The sequence below is a fragment of the Pirellulales bacterium genome, assembly GCA_036267355.1.
GTDB lineage: Bacteria > Planctomycetota > Planctomycetia > Pirellulales > DATAWG01 > DATAWG01.
The window spans coordinates 101,203-124,039 of the sequence record DATAWG010000099.1 but is presented as its reverse complement, the minus strand read 5'-3'; the positions used below and the strand labels follow the sequence as shown (position 1 = coordinate 124,039).

General features: G+C 61.8%; 16 protein-coding genes. 4 read left to right on the top strand and 12 right to left on the bottom strand.

Features of this window, described 5'->3' with window-relative positions; all coding sequences use genetic code 11:
- Window positions 1–29 precede the first annotated feature (29 nt).
- Window positions 30–608: a LysR family transcriptional regulator substrate-binding protein gene (locus VHX65_15820; protein ID HEX4000020.1), complete on the bottom strand. Its 579-nt coding sequence runs from the start codon at window positions 606–608 to the stop codon at window positions 30–32.
- Between the two features lie 3 nt (window positions 609–611).
- On the opposite strand from VHX65_15820, the gene VHX65_15815 reads away from it, so the two are divergent.
- The gene (locus VHX65_15815; protein HEX4000019.1) at window positions 612–989 is read left to right on the top strand and encodes a hypothetical protein; all 378 of its coding nucleotides are present in this window, start codon (window positions 612–614) and stop codon (window positions 987–989) included.
- A 218-nt stretch (window positions 990–1,207) separates the two neighbouring features.
- Here VHX65_15815 and recG read toward each other — a convergent pair whose 3' ends face one another.
- Window positions 1,208–3,346, bottom strand: a complete 2,139-nt coding sequence (gene recG / locus VHX65_15810; GenBank protein ID HEX4000018.1) for an ATP-dependent DNA helicase RecG — start codon at window positions 3,344–3,346, stop codon at window positions 1,208–1,210.
- 206 nt (window positions 3,347–3,552) lie between these two features.
- Between recG and dapF the strand changes: the two genes are divergently transcribed.
- Both dapF and VHX65_15800 read left to right on the top strand, forming a co-directional pair.
- On the top strand, window positions 3,553–4,527 hold the full coding sequence (gene dapF / locus VHX65_15805; protein HEX4000017.1) for a diaminopimelate epimerase: 975 nt from the start codon (window positions 3,553–3,555) through the stop codon (window positions 4,525–4,527).
- Window positions 4,528–4,628: 101 nt separating this feature from the next.
- Window positions 4,629–5,345, top strand: a complete 717-nt coding sequence (locus VHX65_15800) for a lysophospholipid acyltransferase family protein (protein HEX4000016.1) — start codon at window positions 4,629–4,631, stop codon at window positions 5,343–5,345.
- A 149-nt stretch (window positions 5,346–5,494) separates the two neighbouring features.
- Here the strand turns inward: VHX65_15800 and VHX65_15795 are convergent, their stop codons facing one another.
- The 6 genes from VHX65_15795 to VHX65_15770 form a co-directional block, all read right to left on the bottom strand.
- Window positions 5,495–6,529, bottom strand: a complete 1,035-nt coding sequence (locus VHX65_15795) for a WD40 repeat domain-containing protein (GenBank protein ID HEX4000015.1) — start codon at window positions 6,527–6,529, stop codon at window positions 5,495–5,497.
- 154 nt (window positions 6,530–6,683) lie between these two features.
- A complete protein-coding gene (locus VHX65_15790; GenBank protein ID HEX4000014.1) occupies window positions 6,684–7,256 on the bottom strand; it encodes a YbhB/YbcL family Raf kinase inhibitor-like protein in 573 nt (190 codons plus the stop codon).
- Window positions 7,257–7,451: 195 nt separating this feature from the next.
- The gene (locus tag VHX65_15785; GenBank protein ID HEX4000013.1) at window positions 7,452–10,880 is read right to left on the bottom strand and encodes an efflux RND transporter permease subunit; all 3,429 of its coding nucleotides are present in this window, start codon (window positions 10,878–10,880) and stop codon (window positions 7,452–7,454) included.
- A gap of 50 nt (window positions 10,881–10,930) precedes the next feature.
- Complete coding sequence (locus VHX65_15780) at window positions 10,931–12,286, bottom strand: efflux RND transporter periplasmic adaptor subunit (GenBank protein HEX4000012.1); 1,356 nt, start codon at window positions 12,284–12,286, stop codon at window positions 10,931–10,933.
- A 301-nt stretch (window positions 12,287–12,587) separates the two neighbouring features.
- Window positions 12,588–14,279 (bottom strand): thiamine pyrophosphate-binding protein, encoded by a 1,692-nt coding sequence (locus VHX65_15775; protein HEX4000011.1) that lies wholly within the window; start codon window positions 14,277–14,279, stop codon window positions 12,588–12,590.
- Between the two features lie 296 nt (window positions 14,280–14,575).
- Window positions 14,576–14,773, bottom strand: coding sequence for a hypothetical protein (locus VHX65_15770; GenBank protein ID HEX4000010.1), 198 nt, complete (start codon window positions 14,771–14,773; stop codon window positions 14,576–14,578).
- Window positions 14,774–15,987: 1,214 nt separating this feature from the next.
- Between VHX65_15770 and VHX65_15765 the strand changes: the two genes are divergently transcribed.
- The gene (locus VHX65_15765) at window positions 15,988–17,316 is read left to right on the top strand and encodes a POT family MFS transporter (GenBank protein ID HEX4000009.1); all 1,329 of its coding nucleotides are present in this window, start codon (window positions 15,988–15,990) and stop codon (window positions 17,314–17,316) included.
- Between the two features lie 453 nt (window positions 17,317–17,769).
- Here VHX65_15765 and VHX65_15760 read toward each other — a convergent pair whose 3' ends face one another.
- The 4 genes from VHX65_15760 to VHX65_15745 all read right to left on the bottom strand — a co-directional run bounded on the left by VHX65_15760 (window position 17,770) and on the right by VHX65_15745 (window position 22,544).
- Window positions 17,770–18,075, bottom strand: coding sequence for a hypothetical protein (locus tag VHX65_15760; protein ID HEX4000008.1), 306 nt, complete (start codon window positions 18,073–18,075; stop codon window positions 17,770–17,772).
- A 279-nt stretch (window positions 18,076–18,354) separates the two neighbouring features.
- Entirely contained in the window at window positions 18,355–19,725 is a 1,371-nt protein-coding gene (locus tag VHX65_15755; protein HEX4000007.1) for a S41 family peptidase, read from the bottom strand.
- Window positions 19,726–19,884: 159 nt separating this feature from the next.
- Window positions 19,885–20,649, bottom strand: a complete 765-nt coding sequence (locus VHX65_15750; GenBank protein HEX4000006.1) for a sugar transferase — start codon at window positions 20,647–20,649, stop codon at window positions 19,885–19,887.
- Window positions 20,650–21,551: 902 nt separating this feature from the next.
- Window positions 21,552–22,544: a DUF1559 domain-containing protein gene (locus VHX65_15745; protein ID HEX4000005.1), complete on the bottom strand. Its 993-nt coding sequence runs from the start codon at window positions 22,542–22,544 to the stop codon at window positions 21,552–21,554.
- Window positions 22,545–22,837 lie beyond the last annotated feature (293 nt).

Here is a 22,837-nt window from a genome sequence, read left to right as displayed (position 1 = left end):
ACGGAACGCAAACCGCCCCGAAAACCGGATCACTTCGCACAGCGCTTCGCGATGAATTCGATGAATTCACTCGCGGCCGTCGACGGCGGGTCGCCGCGACGCACCAAGATTCCGGAATCGATCGGGCGGATGCGCGCTGCGAGGCTGCGCACTCCGACTCGCCGCGATCGCGTAACGATGCCGCTGGCCAACAGCGGCACAATCGAAACTCCCAACCCCGCCTCGACCATCTGCACGATCACTTGCGTGGTGGTCGTTTCCATTTCGACGCGCGGCGACAAACCCTCGCGGCGAAACGCATCCACGATGTGTTGCCGGCCCGTCGAGCCTCGCTCGAACAAAATCAGCGGCTCGTTCACCAGATCGCCCAAGGTCAAGCGACGTCGCTTGAGCAGCGGATGGCTCGGCGGCGTCAAAAGGCTCCAATCCAGCGAGAAGAGATGGCGGTATTCCAGATCCGGCGACGGCTCGAGCGGAGCGGCGATGCCGACGTCCAATTCGGCGTCGTTCTGCAATGCGTGCTCAATTTCGTGCTCGGTGCGCGTTTCCAGGCGAATCCGAATTGTCGGAAACGAAGCGTGGAAGCGCCGGATCGCATCGATGAGCACGTAGTGAATCAGGTACTGGCTGGCCGCGACGCGCACTTCCCGCGTCGGATTTTCCGAATCGAACAGCTCGCAAAGCTCTTCCCGCAGCAGCGCGCGACGCTCGAAAAGCTTTCCAAGATGGCCGTTTCCGATCCGAGTTGGACGCAGCAGATTTACCGGTCCAAAAACGCCCGGGCGTTCTTCGCCGGCCGGAGCGATTTCGGGCAGCTTGGCGTTTCCATCCCGGCCGACTACCAGGCGTATCTTGATCTGGGCCGATTCCGCAACGCATTGATTCTCGATGCCCAGCGCCGCCATCCGGCTCCCGCGCTGGCGAAATTCATCGCAATCTACGATCTCGACGCGTTCACGGTCCCCGGCGACTCCCCCAGCAAACAATGACCGAGCCAATCCAAAATTCACTCCGCGCCTCCGCGCGAAAACAATACTAGCCCGAAGCGTTAGCGAGGGAGCCCCGCAACGACGGCTTCATACCGCTCAATGAGGGCCATTCCGCGTACACATTGGCTCGCGCTCTAAGCGAGCATGACCGGTCCTCGGGCGCGACCTCGCTAACGCTTCGGGTTAGTGTGCCGGTCAGTGAAGTTTGATACAGAAACTTATCCCACATCGCCGAGGTCGAGCGCTTGGCCGTAGCGGGCGAGCACCATGCGGCGGAGTTTTGCGTGCTCGGGCGATCGCAGGCCGGGGTCGGCAGCGACCATTTGGGCCGCGTCGGCGCGGGCTTCGGTCAGCAGGCCCGCATCGCGCAGCAGATCGGCGGCCCGAAATGGCGGCAGGCCGTGTTGCCGCGTGCCGAGCATGTCGCCGGGGCCTCGCAACTCCAAATCGAGCTCGGACAGGCGAAATCCGTCGGTCGTTTCAACGAATCGCATCAGCCGGTCGACCACTTCGTCGGATTTCGCGTCGGTGAGCACGCAACAATAGCCCGGGTGTGCGCCGCGCGTGATGCGGCCGCGAAGTTGGTGCAATTGAGCCAGCCCGAATCGCTCGGCGCCGGCGATCGTCATCAGCGTCGCATTCGGCACATCGACGCCCACCTCGACCACCGTCGTCGCCACGAGCACTTGCGTCCGCCCCTCGGCGAAGGCCTGCATCGCGGCGTCCTTTTCCTCGGCCGACATTCGGCCATGAATCAATCCGAGCCGGAATTCGGCGAGTTGATCTTGGGTGAGTTCCTCGAATGTCGCTTCCAAGTTGGCCGTGGCGACGTTTTCTGATTCCTCGACCAGCGGAACGATGACGTATCCCTGTCGTCCCTCGCGAATCTTGCGGCGAAAGAAATCCCACCATTTCGGCCGATCGGCTGCGGCGGCGAGATAGGTGTGGATGCTCTGCCGGCCCGGCGGACGATCGGAGAGCGTCGAGACATCCAGATCGCCGTACAGCGTCATCGTCAGGGTGCGCGGAATGGGCGTCGCGGTCATGATGAGGCAATGCGGATCGCCGCCGGCCCGCTTCAGCAAGGCCCGCTGGCGAACGCCGAATTTATGCTGTTCGTCGATCACCACCAGCCCCAGCCGCGCGAATTCCACTTCGCTGCGGACGATGGCCTGCGTGCCGACGACGATATCAATCTCGCCGGCCGTGATTCGAGCCAGCAGCGATTCGCGATCCTTGCCGCCGACGCCCCCCGTGAGCACGCCGATCCGCACGCGGCTGGTGGCCAATAGCCGGCCGAGCGTGCGGGCATGTTGCCGGGCGAGAACTTCCGTGGGCGCCATCAGAGCCGCTTGATGGCCGTGTGCCACCGCGAGCAACATTGCATACACAGCCACGATGGTTTTGCCGCTGCCGACATCGCCCTGCAAAAGCCGGTTCATCGGCGTCGGGCGAGCCATGTCGGCCGCGATCTGGCGGATTACATCCTGCTGCCCCGCGGTCAACTCGAAGGGAAACAGCCGGCGGATGCGGGCATCGATCCGAGCATCGACTTCGAGTCGGCTGGCCGCGGCCTGGCTCTGTTGCGTTTGGCGTTTCACAGCCAGCGCCAGTTGCAGGATAAAGAGTTCTTGATAGCGAAACCGCCGCCGGGCGTGAGCCAGTTCGGCCGGATTGGCCGGGAAATGGATCGCCGGCAGCGCTTGCCGTAGCGCCCAAAGCTGCTTGTGGGCGAGAAACTCCGCGGTAAACACTTCGTCCAACTGCTCGACGTGAGATTCGATCGCGCCGCGCACGATATTTCGCAGATTGCCTTGCGTCAGCCCTTCGGTGAGCGGATAAATCGGCAGCATTTGGCCCGCCGGCGGCGGTTCGTCGGGATCGAGCCATTGCACACGGGGGTGGACCATCTCCCATCGCCCGCCATGCAGCACCGCCTTGCCCGTCAGAAGCAATTCCTGGCCGCGCGAGAATTTTTCGAGCATGTATGGCTGGTTGAACCATAGGGCCCGCAGATATAGCCGCCGCTCGTCTCGCACCAACACTCCCAGAAGCGAGCGGCCGGGCCCAGTGTTTCGCAGTTCGGATTCTTCGATAATGCCGCGAACGGAAATCAGTTTGTCTTCTTCCAAATCGGCGATGCTGCGCAGATCGGTCAGGTCTTGATAATCGCGCGGGAAATAGAACAGCGTGTCGGCAATGGTGTTCAAATCGAGCCGGTTGAGCAGTTCCGCCCGAGCCGGACCGACTCCTTTGAGAAACTGCACCGGCGTGTGCAGCGCGCGCGGCGGCGGAGCGGCGGCAGAGGCCGCTGCGGGACCGCCGGAATCGTCGATCATCGGCTCTGCCTGCGACATGCAAGTAGTATAAGCTTGGCAGCTTCTCACGCGGAGCCAAGGAGGGAGCGGAGGGTACGAATTTCAGATTCCGGCCGGCTCCCGGCTCTCCGTCCCGACGCGACTCCGCGTGAGTCACCTTCCGCCCTGAAACCGGGTTTGCCGCGATTCGCTGCTTTCCGTAAAATCTCTCGGCCACAGGTTGATTCGATGACGGGAATTTTCGCATGCGATTTACCAAAATGCACGGGGCAGGCAACGACTATGTTTACGTCGATTGCTTTGCCGAACCGATTCCGGACGATCCGGCCGACTTGGCCCGGCGGATCGCGGACCGGCATTTTGGCGTCGGCGGCGACGGGCTGATCTTGATTTGCCCCTCCGAAATGGCCGATGCCCGGATGCGGATGTTCAACGCCGACGGCTCGGAATCGGAGATGTGCGGCAATGGGATTCGCTGCGTGGCGAAATATATCTACGACCACGGCATTGCCCGCAAGCCGCAGTTGAAAATCGAAACCGGCAACGGCGTGCTCACGCTCGATTTGGAGATCGAGAATGATCGGGTTGACCGCGTGCGGGTAGACATGGGCGCGCCGATCTTGGAAATGGCCAAGATTCCGATGGCGCTGCCCGGCGTTCCGCCGACGGCGCAGGTCGTTGATTTTCCATTGGCCGAGCTTTTCAAAATGGCGGCCGTAGAAGCAGCCAAAATTTTGCCTCCCGGATCTGGCGCTGCAGCTGCGCTCGCACAACCGGATATCTTTGAGCCCTTCGGTGGAAGGCTGCACATTACGGGTGTGTCGATGGGTAATCCGCACTTGGTGATTTATGATCCGGACGTGGCTCGCGTGACGCTCGAGTGTTATGGGCCGCTGTTGGAACGCTACGTGTTTTTTCCCAAGCGAATCAACGTGCATTTCGTGCAGGTCGATGGCCGGCAGGAAGTGACGATGCGAACGTGGGAGCGCGGCAGCGGGATCACGTTGGCCTGCGGCACCGGGGCTTGCGCGGTGTGTGTGGCGGGAGTGCTCACGGGCCGCACCGATCGTCGTATCCTGGCCCATCTGCCCGGCGGCGATTTGGAACTCGAATGGCGCTCGAGCGACCAACACGTCTACATGACTGGCCCCGCCGTGGAAGTATTTAACGGCGATTGGAACGACGTGAGGGGCGAGGGGCGAGGGGCGAGGGGCGAGTAACCCAGATGTGGAAGTTTTTTTTGAGTGACTTGAACGAACCCGAAAAAATCGCGTAGCGGTATCGGCCGCTTCACTCGCCCCTCGCCCGTCGCCCCTCGCCCATGCCCCTATTTACGAACTTCGCCGGCCTTCTCGCCTCCGCCGCGGTGCGGCGTTGGATGGGCACGATGGAATACAAGGCGGCGTTGTACGATCCGGCCGTCGACCCGGTGAATCCGGCATGCGAGGGCCAAAAGATTTATATCTTCTGGCACGAATACATTCTCGCCCCGCTCTATCTGCGCGGAAATTGCAATCTGGCAATGCTCTTGAGCCGGCATCGCGACGCCGAAATCTTGGCCCGCATCGCCTACCACATGGGTTTCGATTGCGTGCGCGGCTCGACGTATAAAGGGGGCGCGGTGGCGCTGCGCGAATTGCTTTGCGATTGCAACGAACTCAATCTGGCCATTACGCCCGACGGCCCACGCGGCCCGCGGCGCACGCTCGCTCCCGGTTGCATTTTTCTGGCGTCGAAGCTGGGGCTGCCGCTGGTGCTGATGGGCTTCGGCTACGATCGGCCGTGGCGGGCGGGTTCGTGGGATCGCTTCGCCGTGCCACGGCTGGGCTCCCGAATTCGAGCCGTTACCAGCCCGACAATCGCGATTCCGCCGAATCTGGATCGCGCTGGCATCGAGCTTTATCGCGGAAAAGTGGAACGGCTGCTGAACCGGCTCACGGTCGAAGCGGAAGCCTGGGCGGAATCCGGAACGCGAAAGCAGTGCGAACAGCCGGGCCGCCGTGACCGTGCGCCGCGGAAATTGCTCACCGCGGCCTGACGGCGGTAGGTCGATCTTCGAATGCACTTCGCGAAGCCCAGGGAAGGCCAAGGAAAGCATTCGCCAGTCGTGGCGGCTCTCCAGGCCTTCCCCGGGCTTGGGCCCGCGGACTTGCGATCGTCGGATTGCTTCGCTCGCCGGCGCAAAAATTATTTGTTAGCCGCGGTCGCCGGCGCTGCGAAGCGGCTCTTCTTGGCCGCGATATCCCACACCGTCAGCGAATCGCCATGGCTGCCGATCGCCAGCAGCTTGCCGTCCGGTGAAATGGCGACGCCCCAGGCCGCTCCTTTCAACGGAATCGATTGCGATTCTTTCTTAGCGCCGATGTCCCACAGCTTGGCCGTGCGATCGTGGCTGCCGGTGGCGAGCACGTTGCCGTCGGTGGGCGAAAACGCGGCCGAGAGGATCCAATCCTTGTGCCCCGTCAACTCGCCCTGCGATTTGCCGTCGGGCGACCACAGCTTCACGACATGATCCGCCCCGGCCGTCGCCAGCAGCGAGCCATCCTTGCGATAGGCCACGGTCCACACCGCATCCTGGTGCCCTTCGAGCTTCGCCCGCATCGTGCCCTTGTCGAAATCCCAGAGCTTGGCCAAGTTGTCGCCGCCGGCGGTGGCAATCGTCTTGCCGTCCGGCGAAACGGCCACGCCATAGACCGGCCCCGCATGGGCCTCGATTGTTTTCACATCCTTGCCAGAGCCAGCTTCCCACACGATCACCGTCGTGTCTTCGCTCCCCGAGACGAGAAACTTGCTGTCGGGCGTAAAGGCCAGCGCGCGGACCCAATGCTTGTGTTTTTTCAAATCGCGGAGCGGTTTGCCCGAGGGCATTTCCCAGAGCTTGACGACTCCGTCGTAGCCGCCGGTGGCGAGCATTTTGCCATCCGGTGAAACTGCCACCGACCAGACCGTCGTGGCCGATCCGTCGAGCGACGCTTTCAATTTTCCATCGCTCGGGTTCCACAGCAGCACTTCACCGGGCCGATACAAAAGGCTCTGCCCGCCGACACTGACCAACGTGCCGTCGGTCGGCGAGAACGCCACGGCCGTGACCCAATTCGTGTGCGCGCCAATGGTGGCTGGCTGATCGGCGGCGGCCGCGAGTTGGATACAAGATCCGACGGCAATGGTCGCGGCAAGCAACATTCGGCGGCGAACGCAAATGGTTTGGCGATGGCTCGGCATGGTGTCGGGTTCTCTGGTGTTTAATGGCGGTCGTAGCGGATTCACTCTGCCTCGCGGGGCCGCCCCTCGCTAACGCTTCGGGCTGGTGTCGGTCATACTGGCCCGAAGCGTTAGCGAGGGAGCCCCGGCGGATCGCTCCGCCACAACCAATGCGTCAACGTTGGTAGGTGCCAATCAATTCGCCTTCGCCAATCATGTGACCCTTCATCGCGGCGAGCACTTTTTCCTTGTCGAGGCCGGGCGTTGCCGGGAGCGTCGTGTCGAGGGCGTAGAGATGGAAATGGTAGTGGTGTGGCTTTCCCTTCGGCGGCGAGGGTCCGAGATAGCCGAGTTTGCCTTTGCCGAACGAATTGATTCCTTGCACCGCGCCGGCCGGCGATGGTGGATTCGTCTCGCGGGGAATCGCCTCGGCGAGTGATTTCGTGTCGGCCGGAATTTTATACATCACCCAATGGACCCACGGCTGGGCCGACGGAGCGTCGGGATCGTCACAGATTAGGACGAATTCCTTCGTCGCCCGCGGCGCGCCGGTCCATGCCAGCGGCGGTGAAATATCCTTGCCGTCGGCAGTATACTGCGCGGGAATCGGTTCGCCAGCTTTGAACGCGCTACTGGTGATCGATATCGTCATCGCGTTTGCTCCCGGGGCCGTGCTCGCCGGCGCCGAAGAACCGGCCTGGCAGCCGGCGCCGGCTACCAACACGGTCGCCGCCGCGACAGCGAGCATTGCGGCAAAAAGGGATGTTCGGTGTATTCTGTGGTGCATGGTGGTTCGAGTGGTGAGCGATTTATGAATGGCCGACGCGCGAAACCACAAGCGATGCTCGGCGCGGGCCGGCCGGTCAAACTTACGCTGCCATATTCGTTGAGTTTACGGTATCCAAAGCGCGGAGCAAGTGTTGTCGAGCACGGCTTCGTCGTGCTATTTCCCGGCCGGTTTCGTGTGATCGGCAGCGGCCGGCTTGGGTGGGCTGCGGCGGAGGATCACGTAGAAAAAAATCGGCGTGAGAATGATCCCGAAGCCGGTAACGCCGATCATGCCCGCGAAAACAGCCGTGCCCAGCGAGCGGCGCATTTCGGCTCCGGCCCCTTCGCCGATCATCAGCGGCACCACGCCTAGGATAAATGCCAGCGAGGTCATTACGATCGGCCGGAGCCGCAATCGGGCCGCCTCGACGGTGGCTTCGAACACGGGCTTCCCCTCGGCCGCCATCTGTGCGGCGAATTCAACGATCAAAATCGCATTCTTCGCCGCCAGACCCACCAACACCAGAAAGCCGATCTGCACGAAAATATCGACCGGCAGCGCGACCAGCATCATTCCCTCGACCGAGCAAAGCAAACACATCGGCACGACGAGAATCACCGCCATCGGCAATTTCCAGCTTTCGTATTTCGCGGCCAACACGAAAAACACCAGTGCCGAGCCGACGAGGAACACGACAATTGCCCCACTCCCTTCTTGCAACTGTAAATACATGATCTCGGTCCACTCCGATACGATGCCGGCTTGATCGCCTTTGTTTTCGATGATCCGCACCACGTCGCCGGAACTGGTGCCCGGCGCGGGATTGCCGACCACGGGGGCCGAGGGATACATGTTGTAGCGGATAACCATCACGGGCCCGCCGACGCTTTCCGATTTCACCAGCGTTCCCAGCGGAACCATCTGGCCGGCCGCGTTGCGGACCTGCAGTTGCTGCAAATCGGAGGCGCGATTGCGGAACCGCGATTCGGCCATCATGTTCACTTGCCAGGTGCGGCCGAACGCATTGAACAAATTGATGAAATAGCCCCCCATGTACACTTCGAGCGTGTTGAACACTTCGTTGACATTGACGCCGAGCAATTGGCATTTGCTGCGATCGATATCGAGGAAAATCTGCGGCGTGCCGGCTCGGAACATGCTGAATAACCCGACGAGCCGACGGTCGCTGCCGGCATCGGCCACCAATTGTTCGCATTGCTGCTGCAGTGCCGGCAAATCGGAATAGCCGCGCTGCTCGACTTGCACCTTAAAGCCGCCCGCCGTGCCGAGGCCTTGAATCGGCGGAGCGCGAAACACTTGAATCTGCGCCCCGTCGATCTCGGCGGCGAATCGCTTGCGGAGCGTTTGGGCGACCGCTTCGTCGTATTCCGCCGCCGTGTGGCGCTTGGAAAAATCGTCGAGGATGACAAAGCACGAACCGAAATTGGATCCATTGGCATTGAGCAAGAACGACTGCCCGGCAATCGACAGCGTGTGGATCACGCCGGGCGTGCGATCCTTGCCGTCGGCGCTGCCGAGCGCGATCCGATCGATTTGCGCCATCACCTGTTTCGTTCGCTGCACCGAAGCCGAGTCGGGCAATTGGACATTCACGAGCAAGTAGCCCTGATCTTGCGTCGGAATGAATCCCTTCGGCGCTCGGTTCATCGACCAGCCGGTCAGGAAGAGCAAGCCGACGTACACCAGCATCACGATCGCCGACACACGCAACAGCCGGGCGATCGTTTGGCCATAGAAAACCGTCAATCGGTCGAACAGGCGATTGAATGCGCCGAACAGCCGCGCCAGCGCTTTGTTGACCGGCCGGATCACGATCTTTCCAAGCACGCCGCCGGCGATGAGTCCCGGCAGCGCGGCGGCTGCGAAAACTAGCCACGAGAGCAATTCCGACATGCCGCGGGACGCCGCCGCCCCGTGCGAGTCATGCCCCATCGAAATCCCCAGCCAGCCCATCATCGGATCGTGCAGTAGCTTCGCCGAGATCAGCCCGCCAAGGATCGCGAAAATCCACCAGGGAAGCGCCTCGCGCCGCGGATGGCCGTGCTCGTCGAGTTCTTCGGACGAGAAGATGGCCACGGCGCGAGACGGCGTTAGCGTGAGGGCATTGATCGCCGAGATAACCATCGCGGAGGAAATCACCAGTGCAAACTGCCGGAAGAACTGTCCCGTCACGCCCGGCATGAACACGCTCGGCAAAAACACCGCACAGAGCACCAGCGTGATGGCGATGATCGGGCCGGTGATTTCGTCCATGGCCCTGATCGTGGCAGTTTTTGGGTCGAGCCCGAACGACAGTTGCCGCTCGACATTTTCCAGCACGACAATGGCATCATCGACCACGATGCCGATCGCTAGCACCATGCCGAACAGCGTAAGATTGTTCAGGCTGAATCCCAGAATGGCCATGATGGCAAATGTGCCCACCAGCGAGACGGGCACGTCGATCATCGGCAAAATCATCGCCTTCCAATCTTGCAGGAAGAACAGCACCACGATCGCCACCAACAAGATCGCTTCGCCGAGCGTCTTGAACACTTCGTGGATCGATTGGTCAATGAACGGCGTTGTGTCGTAAACGATGCGGTAGTCGAGGTCTTTGGGAAACCGCTTTTTGAGCGTTTCCATCGTGGCTTTGACCGCATTGGCCACGGCGAGCGCGTTCGAGCCGGGCAATTGGAACACCGCCAATCCGACCGACGGCTGCCCGTCGAGCCGGCATATTTGATCGTATTGCTGCGCTCCGAGCTCGACGCGGGCCACGTCGCGGAGCCGAACCACTTGGCTGGATGTGTCGCCTTGTGTCGCGTCGGCAGCGCCGGTTTTGATGATGATGTTTTCGAACTGCGAGCGATCCAGCAATCGGCCCAGCGTGCTCATCGTGAACTGAAATTGCTGGCCGGGAAGCATCGGTTCGCGGCCGATCTGCCCGGCAGCCACTTGCACGTTTTGGTTTTGCACCGCGCGCACGACCTCGCTGGCGGTCAGATTGCGCGAGGCCATCCTTTGTGGATCGAGCCACACTCGCATGCTGTAATCGCGCTGGCCCAAATAGCTCAAATCGCCGACGCCGGGAAGCCGCAGCAATTCGTCTTTGATCTGGATCGTGGCGTAGTTCGAAAGGTAAAGATCGTCGAGCGAGTGGTGTGGCGATATCAGGTTTACCGCCAAGAGAATGCTTGGCGATTTCTTTTTCGTCGTGACTCCTTGCACCTGCACCTGCGACGGCAATTGCGGCATGGCAAGCGCCACGCGGTTTTGCACCAACACCTGCGCCATATTGAGATCGGTGCCAAGCTCGAACGTGATCGTCAGCGAATACGCGCCGTCGTTGGTGCATTGCGACGACATATACATCATCCGCTCGACGCCGTTGACTTGCTGCTCGATCGGCGCGGCCACGCTGTCGGCGACGACTTGCGCATTCGCGCCGGGATAGATCGCCGACACCTGCACGGTCGGTGGCGTGATATCGGGATACTGCGCGATCGGCAATCGAAACGCCGCCACTCCGCCGACCAAGACGATGACGATCGACACCACCCAGGCGAAGATCGGCCGTTCGATGAAGAAGCGTGAGAACACGGGGAAAGGGTGGGGGCGAGGGTGAGGGGATAGGGTTCGGGGAAAAACGCCTAGTGCTGTTTCTCGGTTTTGGTGGGAACGGGCGGCGACAGGTCGGCGGGCGACGGGCCCGGGCCCGCCGTGGCCGGCATCGCCATCGGCTCGCCGGGCGGAATCGGTTTCGCGTTGACGATCATGCCCGGCCGCACTTGCTGCAGTCCGCCGACCACGACCCGATCGTCGGCTCGCAGGCTATCGACCGTAGGCTCGCTCGTGGTCTCGCCGGCTTCGAGGGGCCGCAAGCCCTCGTTCGTTTGCACCATCTTTTTGGGAACGACCACCTGCCATCCGTCGGCCTGCTCGGCGCCTTGAATCACCGGGCGATATTCGACCGCGCCTTTGTCGTTCACCACGAGTAGATATTTCAGCCCCTGATCGGTGCCGACGGCCGCTTGCGGAACGACCAATGCCGTGTACGGCGGTCCGAGCGGAAGCCGGATTCGCACGAACAAGCCGGGCCGCATCAGACGATGGCTTCCGGTCGAATCGGCGGCAGCATCGGCGGAAGTCAACTTCGGATTGTCGAACACCGCGCGGACAGCGATCGTGCCGGTGCCCGAATCGAGTTGATTGCTGACGAAGTCGATGTTTCCGGAAATCGGATATTCGTCGCCTTGGTCGGAAAGGCCCATTTCCACCGGCACCGCTTTCCCCCTTTCGTGCGACGGAACTTTGCCCTCCTGAATTAGCTTTTCGACGCGAAGCATCGTGTATTCATCGACGTCGAAATAAACGTACATCGGCGTTTGCGACACAACCGTCGTCAGCAACGTCGAATCCTTGGTCACGAGATTCCCGACCGTGATCCGATTGCGATCGACCACGCCGTCGATCGGCGAAGCGATGCTCGTGAATTCGAGATTCAGCTTTGCCGATTCGGCATTCGCTTTCGAAGCGGCGACCGCGGCCACGGCTTCCTTTTGAGCGGCGACACGCGTGTCGATGTCTTGCTGGCTGATCGCGCCGGGCGTTTTGAAAAGCTCGTTTGCCCGCTTCAAATCGGCGTCGGCCAGGCCGAGCCGGGCTTGGGCCAGCTGCACTTGCCCCTCGACCTCGTCGTAAGCTGCCTGGTATGGCCGGGGATCGATCTTGAAGAGTTGCTTTCCCTTCGTCACTTCCGTGCCCGAGACGAAATCGACCGAATTGAGATACCCGTCGACACGCGCCTTGATGTTGACCGACTCGACCGCGGCCGTCCGCCCATTATAGAAAGCGTAGTCGGTGACCTTGCGAGTTTGCGCCGGAGCAAATCGCACGACCTGCCGAACCGACTGGGCATCGGCATTCGATCGCCGCTCGCATCCGCTCGCAAGAATTGATGTCAGCCCGACGATCGCCAAACAGGCGCGACACGCGCGGCAATTCATGGAAGATTCCCAATGACAAAACGTAGGAACGATCAACAGAAACGGCGCCTCGACGACGCATCGCGGCAACGGGCTAGAACGCTTTCGCGGCAGTGCGAACGTCGCAACCTGCAAACGTCGCAGTCCGCGCTCCGGCCGCCTCTACAAGAATTCGCGGATTGTACGCTGGCCCACTTTGGCCGGTCAATGATTTGAGCGGCACAGCGGCGCGACGCCGCGCATGAAGCATGCCACTGCCGGCTTGTCCGGGCAATCCAGCGGTGGCGCCCCGGCAGTCCTCTTTTGCCTCACAACCATCCGCTCACCCATACGTTAATCGCTCCTGCACGTCGCGGGCAATTGGCACTTCGATCAATTGCGGTCGATCGCCGGCCAGCGAGGTTGCCACACGCTCGGCCAATTCCTCCGGCTCGGTCACTCGTTCGGCCGCGATGCTCAGCGATCGGGCCAATCCCAGAAAATCGACCTCGGGATCCGTGATGTCCATGCCCAAAAACCGGCTCGCGCCGGCCTCCGGCAGGTTCATCATTCGCGAGCCGATCTTCAGAATCTGGTACTGGGCATTGTTGAAAATCACGAAGGTCACTGGAATGCGATAGCGGGCGGCCGTCCACAGCCCTTGAATTCCGTAGAGGGACGCACCGTCGCCGAGTAGGGCCAGTACTGGCCGATCGGGCCACGCCAACCGCACGCCGATCGAGCAGCCCAATCCCCAGCCCAGCGCCCAGCCGCGATGGCCGAAATAGCCCGAGGGATCGGCGATCGCGCCCAAGCGTTCGAGCGTGGTGTTGGTGGTGGTGACTGCTTCTTCGACGACCGCGACGTTCTTCGGCAGTACGCCGGCGACAGCCGCCATTGCCGCCAGCGGCGTCATCGGGCGCAATCGCCGCTGCGCATCGGCCTCGCGGCGCAACGATTCGCGGACCCGCCGCTGCGCTGCCGCGAGCGATTCGGCCCGGCCTCGGGCGGCAGCGGTTTGCTCGGCGGTCATGCGGCGCGACAATTCGGCGTCGAGCGCCGCCAGGCCGCCTTTGGTGCTGCCCCAAATCGCCGCGGCCAGCGGATAGTTCTTCCCGAGTTGATATTGATCTTCATCCAGATGCACGAGGCGAATGTGCTCGGGCATCGCGCGGGCCGGCTCGTGATAAAGATATGGGCGAAACAAGTCCATGCCGACGACCAACAGCGTGTCGAACTCCGCGAGCCGCTGGCGTATCTCGGGCGACCAAAGCGGCAGGCCCTGGGCATAGAGCGGATGGTCGGAGGGAAAGCTGAGCCGGCCGTGCGTCGTTCCTGGTTCCGAAAGCACCGCCGCTCCGAGGCGCTCGGCCACGGTCGCCAATTCCTGCACCGCCCCGCGCTCCACTACGCGGCTGCCGACCAGAATTCCCGGCCGCTTGGCCGCAAGCAACACGTCGACTGCTCGCTCGATCGCCGCCGCAGCCGGAATAATTTGGGGATCGGGCGGATTGGATAGCGTCGTGTCGAATTCGGCCGACGCGGTTTGCAAGTCGAGCGGGATCGACAGGAACACGGGGCCGGTCGGCGGCATGAGCGCGGTTTGCATCGCCCGCCGCATGGCCGAGGGAATATCTTCGACGCGCTCGACCTCCACGGCCCATTTCGTCCACGGCCGCACGACGCCCAACATGTCGCCCCACAGAATCGGTTCTTCGAATCGCAAGCGGCGATCTTGCTGGCCGGCGGTGAGCAAGAGCGGCGTGCCGGAGCGAAACGAGTTGTAGAGCATCCCCATCGCATTGCCCAAGCCGGCGCAAATATGCACATTTACCACGCCCAGCTTGCCAGAAGCCATCGCATAGCCGTCGGCCATGGCCATTACGGGCACTTCTTGCAGCCCGAGAATGTATTGCAGCCGGCCATCCGCCAGCATGGCATCGCAAAGCGGCAACTCGGTCGTGCCCGGATTGCCGAAAATGTGGCGAACGCCGGCGGCGGCGAGCATTTCGAGAAAAGCGTCGATGCCGCGCATGGGAAGGGGCGAGGGGCGAGGGGCGAGAGAATGTGGCTCGGGGCTGGTGCCCTGGTGCAGGTGGCGGGCTTACTTGCGATTGCCAGTTTAGCGTGCGGCGGTTGGCTCGCCCAGAAGCGCCACCAACAAAGGCGTTCCCCCTTGCTCGCCCCTCGCCCCTCGTCCCTAGTCCCTAGTCCCTCGCCCCTCGCCGCTACAAAACACCACGACCCCAACTCGCTGCCGCGAGCCGGGGCCGTCCAATCGCTCCCATCACTTCGGTGTTTTTAAATCACGCACCGCATGCCGCGCGCTTGCTAGTAGTTGCTCCAATGCGGGCGTTGCGACGTGCGCGGCGGATACGACGGCGGCAGGGTCGTCGGCGGCGGAGTGGTCGGGGGCGCTAGCGGCGGAGCGGCGTTCGGCATCGAATCGTTCGGCGTCGTCGGCGCCGAGCCATTCGGGCCGGGCACGATTTGGCCGTAGCCGTAGCCCGAGCCGGCTCGCGGCGGCATTTGATAGGACGGGATCGGTTCGCCGGGTCCCACCCAACCGCCGCAGCAGTTGCACGGTTCGCAGCGCGGCGGCTGGCTTCGCCAATCGCCAAGGTACAGTTCGCCGCAACCGCATTGGCCACATTCCCCATAGCGCTCGCCGCCCCCCTTGCACCGTTCGCTGCGGATCCAGGGGAAAAGGCACGGAAACAATCCACACGGGCGGCAGCCGCCATCATCGCAACCGCAAGACTCATGGCAGCCGCACGATTCGCAACCGCATGACGCGCGCCGCCCGCATGATTCGCAGCCGCACGGTTTCTCACATCCACACGATTCGCAACCGCAAGACTTTTCGCAGCCAGACGATTTCGCGCAACCGCAAGATTCATGGCAACCACACGACCCGCCACCGCCGCAGGAATCGCCACAGCCGCACGAATCGCAGGGCCGGTAGCGCCGCCATTCGCACTCGTTACGGCATGGAAACAACGGAAACAGCCCGCAGCACGGGCGTGAGCCGCACGAGGAGCATCCGCCGCCGCAAATCCAGCCGGAATTGCAGACGTGGTCGCAGCAATAGGGCTCGACGCACGAGGGATCGCCGCAGCCTCCCCCTTCGCTTCCGCAAGACGGACCAGCGCCGCAACCGCAATCGGCGCGGCTGGTGGCATCCATCCAACCAACCAGCGCCACTGCGGCAAACAATGCCAGATAATACTTTCTCATCCGAGTCTCCCCCCTGAAAAATCAGCCGGTTTCTATCTCTTTGCCACGCGGCCACCAATCGCGGCGGCGCCAACGTAGCAGGCACACTCCGTGTGCCGTCCGCGCCACGACACGGAGTGTGCCTGCTGCGTTGCTGGTTCTGCGCTGGCGAGAAATCTCCGCTTTCGACCCATAGGGCTTATCGGCCCGGCGAACCGTCAGAGTCGAGAAAATCGCTACAACCGCACTTCCTTTGCCAGCACGAACGGTCATCGCGAATTCCGCGGTATCAACCCATGTGTCGTGGGCGAGCGATTTTCGATTGAGCCGGCCCCTTCCCACGTCCGGCCCGCGGCGTATCATCCCGGCTGGCGATTCTCGGCTTTATCTCGAGAACTCGCCGCTCGGCACACTGGCCCGAAGCGTTGGCGATGAAGTTTGACCGACGATGCAGGCCCCGCCCGACTTCCGCGGCGCGTCGGTGTTTTAGGAGAGAGCCTCGCCCACCCCCCTTTTTCACCTGTCGCATGACGCAACCCGATCGCTATCTGTCGAAGCCGCTCCCCTCGCCGAATATGCCGGGCGGCATTCCCTACATCGTCGCCAACGAAGCGGCCGAGCGGTTTAGCTTCTATGGCATGAGCGCGATCCTCACCGTCTTTCTCACCCACTATCTGATGGGCCGCGGCGGCCAGCCGGCCCCGATGTCGGACCACGACGCCACGATCTGCTTCCACAACTTCGCGGCTGCTGTGTATTTTTTCCCCGTCCTCGGCGCAATTCTCTCCGATAGCTTGCTGGGAAAATATCGCACGATTCTCAGCTTCTCGTTCATCTACTGTCTCGGCCACCTTGCCCTGGCCCTCGACGACACCCGGCTCGGCCTTGTTCTCGGACTGGGACTGATCGCATTCGGCGCGGGCGGAATCAAGCCCTGCGTGTCGGCCCACGTCGGCGATCAGTTCGGCCGACAGAATCAGCATCTGCTCGCGAAGGTGTACGGCTGGTTCTATTTCTCGATCAATCTGGGCGCATTCGTTTCGCAATTGTTGACGCCCGTGCTGCTCAGGCGTTTCGGGCCGCACGTAGCGTTCGCCGTGCCCGGGCTGTTGATGCTGTTGGCGACGATTTTCTTTTGGCTCGGGCGATACAAGTTCGTGCACGTGCCGCCGGGCGGACTGCGATTCGTCCGCGAAGCGTTCAGCGGCGTCGGCCTACGGGCGATTCTTCGGCTGCTGGTGATCTATCTGTTCGTGGCCGTCTTTTACGCCCTTTATCAGCAGGCCAATTCGGAATGGGTGCTGCAGGCGGAGAAGCTGAACCTGCACTGGCTCGGCCACACTTGGGAACCATCGCAGATCCAGGCCGTCAACGGCGTATTGATCCTGGTGTTCATCCCGCTATTTTCGTACATCGTCTACCCGGCCGCGGGCCTGGTGTTCCGAGTCACGCCGCTGCGCAAGATCGCGATCGGCCTGTTCTTGATGAGCCTGACCTTCATCGTTCCGGCGAAGATCGAAGCCTGGCTCGCCGCGGGCCAAACGCCGAGCGTCGGCTGGCAAATCCTGGCCTATGCACTGCTTACCGCGGCCGAGATTCTGGTCTCGATCACCTGCCTGGAGTTTTCATACACGCAGGCCCCGCGCGAAATGAAATCGGTGATCATGGCCTTGTATCTCTTATCAATCTCCGCCGGCAACCTGCTCGCCTCGCTCGTCCACTGGACCATGCCCAACCTCACCGGCGCGGGCTACTACTGGTTCTACGCCGGCTTGATGGCCGCCACCGCAACCATTTTCAGTGCCGTCGCCACAGGCTACCAGGAACAGAGCTTCAATCAGGCGGAGGCGACTTAGCGCGGCGGCCAGTCTTTTTTTGGAGGCGAAGCACCGCGCCGGACGAGCGGATGAAGGCGCGGTTGGCGAACGACCTGAAATTCGAATTTCTCACTCAAGAGCAACTTCGCACGATCGTCGAACGAGCCTTCGAACGCCTGCTCGGGCTCGGCCGAAAAATGACTTCTCCACAAACCCCCTCGCCTTCCGGGAGAGGGCAGTGTGAGGGGCTCAAAAAGCGGAACGCACGAGAACGGCGCTCAGGTGCAAGGGTCGTTGTTTGACCAACTCGAGAGTGAGTCGCGCAACACGGTGCTCGAGTCTTGGAAATGACCATATCGGCCGCGAATTCGGCTGCGAATTCGGTTGCGGCACTGGGAAGCAAAGTCTGCCGGTGGAGGCCGATACGCTGGAGGCCGATACGGTGGACGTCGATACGCTGGAGGTCGATAGGCTGGACGTCGACCGGTGCCGCTACGAGTTTTCACGTCGCTCGCGGCGCAATTCGCCTTCATGCCGACGATGCAGATCCGCGATATAGGGATCAGCCCACGGTAGCAGCGTTCCGGACGAATGATCGTTCGATTCGGCAATGCTCGGCTCCATTGCTCGCGAGGCGGCAATCGGTTGGTGCAGCCTCAGCGTACTGGAAGGATCGCGGAGGATCGCAATGCGCTGCCCGGAATTGTGGTGCGGCGAATGTTGGGCGGCCGTGGCTGGGCGGCATCTTGCCATGATCGAATTGCCTTTGACGAGTGCGCGGTGAGATTGCATAAGCATGGCGTGGCTCCGTCGACGTGATGCTGGGACAAGCCGAACCGGCGATGGGTTCGCGTTTCATAACATGTCTTCCAAGCAACTCGCGGGCCAACTGCGCCGCTTGCCCTGCAAGAATCGAATTCGCGCGCCGGCCAATCGCCTCTAGCGGCAAGGGGAACAACCACTTAGGGACGATTCGGCCGTTTGCGAATTGCCGAGTTCCAGGGGTGCTAGCAGAGCGCCAGCATGCCGGCAATATTTTCAATCCAGCAGGCATGCCCGCCGCCCGCGCTGGCGCGTTCATGCCGCGTTTTTCTTGGTCTCGGCCGTTCCGGCCGGCGCGGCCTCGGCCGGTTTGTGCTCGAGATAATCGACGGCCCGCTGCAATTGCGGATCGATCGCCGCCGCTGCCTCGGCGTGTGGATCGTCGCCGATCGCGGGCGGCTGCGAACGATGCACGACATCCCGGGCAGCGCGGTCTTTAAGCCAATCGTCGAGTTCCTTGTCGGTCATTTTCACCTCGAAACCCTTGTCCGGTAGCACACCCCATTCGTCCGAATCCTTGGCGCCCTTGTGGCGATGGATGTTCTTGTTGCTCGGCCGCCAATACGTGGCCGTGGTCAGCTTGAGCACACTGTTGTTGCCCCCCATCGGAATGATCCGCTGCACGGTTCCCTTGCCGAACGAGCGCTGGCCGCAAATCACCGCTCGATGGTAGTCTTGCAAGCATGCCGAAACGATTTCGCTCGCGCTGGCGCTCATCGAATCGATCAACACCACCATCGGCACATCGGTGCAGATCGCCGGTCCGTGCGAGATCTCTCGCTCTTGCACTCGGTCATTGCGGCCGCGCGTGGTGACAACGGTTTGCCCGGACGGGATGAAAAAGCTGCACACATCAATGGCCGCATCGAGCCGGCCGCCCGGATCGCCGCGCAGATCGAGCACGAGCCCCTTCAGCTTGTCGGCGCCGATCGAGGTGAGCGCGGTTTGCAGTTCCTGGGGCGTGCGATCGCCGAACGATCGGATTCGCACGTAGCCGATCTCGGGATGGCCCGCGAGGTGAAAGTTCCAGGAATCGTCGGCATTGCGGCTGTCGCCAAGCACCGAATCGACCCTGATTTCGGCCCGCTCGAGCGTCACTTCGACCGGCTTGGCCTGTCCGGCGCGAATCAACTCCAGCCGCACGGTCGTGCCGATCGGGCCGCGGATCAGCTTTGTCGCCTGCTCGATCAGCGATGGCCCGGTTGTCCGATTTGGATCCGGCGCGATGGACTGACCGTCGATGCCTGCAATCCGATCGCCGACCAGCAGGTGGGCGGCATAAGCGGGCGAGCCGACGATCGTGCCGCGGACGACGATCTGCTGCGTCGCCGGATCTGCGCTGACCTCGATGCCCACGCCGCCGAACTGTTGATCGATCACCGAAAGCAACTTCGATTGTGCATCTTCCGGTTCGTAGAACTTGGAATTCTCGTCGAGCGTCGCCAGCATTCCATTCACTGCGGCATCGAACAGCTTTTCCTTGTCGACCGGCTTCACATAATCGCGGTCGACCTTGTTGATGACTTCCGCGAAAAAACGGCCGTAGCGATTGTGGTCAACCGCTCCGTAGCAGGCAAACGACACAACCGCCATCGCGAGGATGATCAGATAATTTCGACGAGGCATCGGAGGAAAGGGTGAGGGTGAGGGCGAGGGTGAGGGGATAGGACGACGCGGGACGAGCCTCCCCTGGATTATAGCGCACCGGGCATCGTTGCGGGAAACCCATCGTCGCACAGCCCTCACCCTAACCCCCTCACCCTAACCCCTCACCCTAATCCCTAGTCAATACGCTCCGCGGCAGCTCAGCACGCACAAGGGCGTGCGGACCAGAAGCTGCAAATCGGTGGCCAGGTTTTGATTTCGCAAATACCAGATATCCATCCGCACCCACTCGTCGAAGCCGATTTCCGACCGCCCGCTCACCTGCCAAAGGCACGTCAGCCCCGGCGGGATGGCCAAACGACGGCGTTGCCACGCCTTATAGTGGGCCACTTCCTTCGCCAACGGCGGCCGCGGGCCGACCAGCGACATGTGTCCGAAAAGCACGTTGAACAATTGCGGCATCTCGTCGATGCTCGTGCGGCGGAGAAGTCGGCCGATGCGCGTGATCCGCGGATCGCGGCGGTTCTTGAAAATCGGCCCGGAATTGTGTTCATTCTTGACGAGATGCTGCAGCTTTTCGGCATCGAGGCGCATGCTGCGAAATTTGTACATGCCGAATCGTCGTCCCAAATATCCGACCCGCTCTTGCCGAATCAAGGGCCGCCCCCAGGTGCTAATCGAGAGCACGACGAACACCGTGACCAACACCGGCGAAAGCAGCACAATCGCAACAATCGCGCCGGCGATATCGAACCCCCGCTTTGCAATTCGATAGCCCGCACGCAGATTGCCCTCGGGTTCGACGATCGGCTCGTTCCGCTCCAACCGTAGCCGCGCCAACGAAAAATACGGCGCAGCGACTGCTTCCGCTGTGCGGCGCGATCCGTCGTGCAACCGAATCGATGGTGCCAGCGAATCGAATTGCGTATCGGTTTGTGTGCTCATGGCAGCTCGACATTGTGTGAAGCGGGAGAACAAAACCGCTGGGTCGCCGAGCGATCGCCCCCGGGAAAAGCAGCAGGGGGTGCCGGCGGTGCGGAGAAGAAAAGGCAAAGAATGCGCCCGCTAAGACCCGCGCGCGCCATGCCGCGGGAGATCCTAAGCGCAAAGCGAATCGGAATTGCGACTTCCGTCGCGACATTGGGCAGCCGGTCTGGACCCGCCGACAAAGATTTGCCTCATACCGCGTTGCCAATCGGCAACGCGATGTCGCTTTACTACGACAACGAGGCGAAACCGCATGCTATTGAGGTCGAGGGCCGCCGCATACTACCGGCAACAAACGCTTCGCCGACGCACGGTGAGCAACAGGCCGATCGCGGCGAATACGGCCAACACGATTGCCGAGGGCTCGGGCACCGCGGCGGGGCTGCCGGCGAATGTCGCGTTCGGAGAGAACGCGTATTTGTCGTGGCATGGCCAAGCGCAAGGCGCCGGAGTTGATTGCGGTTGCGCCGCCGTAGGGATTGGCGGCCGCCGAAAGGACTACCGTGCCGGGGCCGGCCGTGGTGATTCCGTATCCGCCGCCGCTGTCGCTGATGGAACCGAGTGTCAACGTGCCCAGGGCATTGCCGCCGCCGTTGATGTTGTCCGCGACATTGAACGTGACGTTGCTATTGAGAGTTGTTGCTCCGAGTTGTGAGGCCGTAGGCGAGCCCGATGGGGACGGTCGATGCGGTGACATTGAGCGTTGATGCGGTGCCTGAACCAACCATTAAGTAGCCGGCCAAATCTTCGACATTCGCTGGGCTCCGTGCCCAATTCGCGTTCGCATCTTTTGATCTATTTTGCGGACAATTTCGGCGCGTAGTTCGGTGAACGGCCGCGGCTTGCCCCACGCGGGGGAATTACTGCACTTTCGTCGGGTCGATCGCCATCGTGCTGTTGCGATTAGCCATGTGGCCAATCGTCGTCGGGTCGATGGCATAGCTGAGCTTGTGCACCGAGCCATCGCAGAAAACGGCCGCAAATCCGCTCGGGTGGGCGCTGCCAAAATTCTCGTAGCTGTCGTAGCCCGGCGTGTCTTGCATCGGGGCGAAACTGGTGCCGGCCCAGCGATTCGTGTCGAGATCGTAGCCCATGTCCCAGCCTTGGTCGTCGCCCGAGTCGGTGCCGTTGAAATAATTGTCGGGATTGATGTATCGCTCGCCGGCCAAAAGCAGGTTGCTCATTCCCGTGTGAACCGCGCTGGCCCGGATCAGGCAGGCCGGCTCGCAAATGCCCGAATAATTGGCCGGAATGTTAGACCCCAAAAAGCTCTGCCACCATGGTAAGGATTGGCCATCGGCATAGTTCGGCGGCCCGGGGTTGTAGATCGGCAACCCTGCATCGCCGCCGTTGGCCGCGTAGTCGCAGCGGGCGAGACTCGCCGGGCGCGTCATGTTGACGAAACTGGTGCCGTTCACAAAGGGCCAAAGCTGGAGTGGCCGGCGGCTCGAGCAGTTGTACACTGACAATAGCGTGGTGGCGGCCTGCTCGATCGCGGCGTTCTTCGTCGAGCTTAATTGCGCGGTTCCGGCCCCCAATTGCCAGAGATTTTTCTGGTCGATGTAGGGAAGAATGTTGTAGAAGAACCCGCCCGGCTGATTCAGCCCCGTGCCTTGATCGGGATCGCCGGCCCAGGTCCAAAACCAGCCCGCGCAGGGGAAATAATCGAGCGTTTGCACGTGCAACTGGGCCGCGATCCCAATCTGGTGCAGGTTGTTCTCGCACTGCGCGATTCGGGCCGACTCGCGCGCCGATTGCACGGCAGGCAGCAATAGCGACATCAGGATGCCAATGATCGTGATCACTACGAGCAGTTCGACCAACGTAAAGCCCGCGGCTTTTTCCGTTCTCATTGTCAAACTCCGCTCATGACAGTCGCCAAGAATTGGCACATGCCAGCCCCCGCATTGGCCGGAAAAGAAAAGCGAAATCGGCCGGTTGCCTGAAGGCGGCATTCTACAAAGCCGAAATGTATTCGCATATCTGCTTGAAGATTTTTCCGAATTTGGGTCGCAATGATTCGAGGCTAGAACCTAGCACCCCGGCGGTTGCCGGCGTGGAACGGTCGGTGGCGAACCAAACGGTAGTAGCACGTTTGCCGTAGGTCAGCCTTCCTAGGCTGAAGGAACCCGAGGAATTTCAGGCT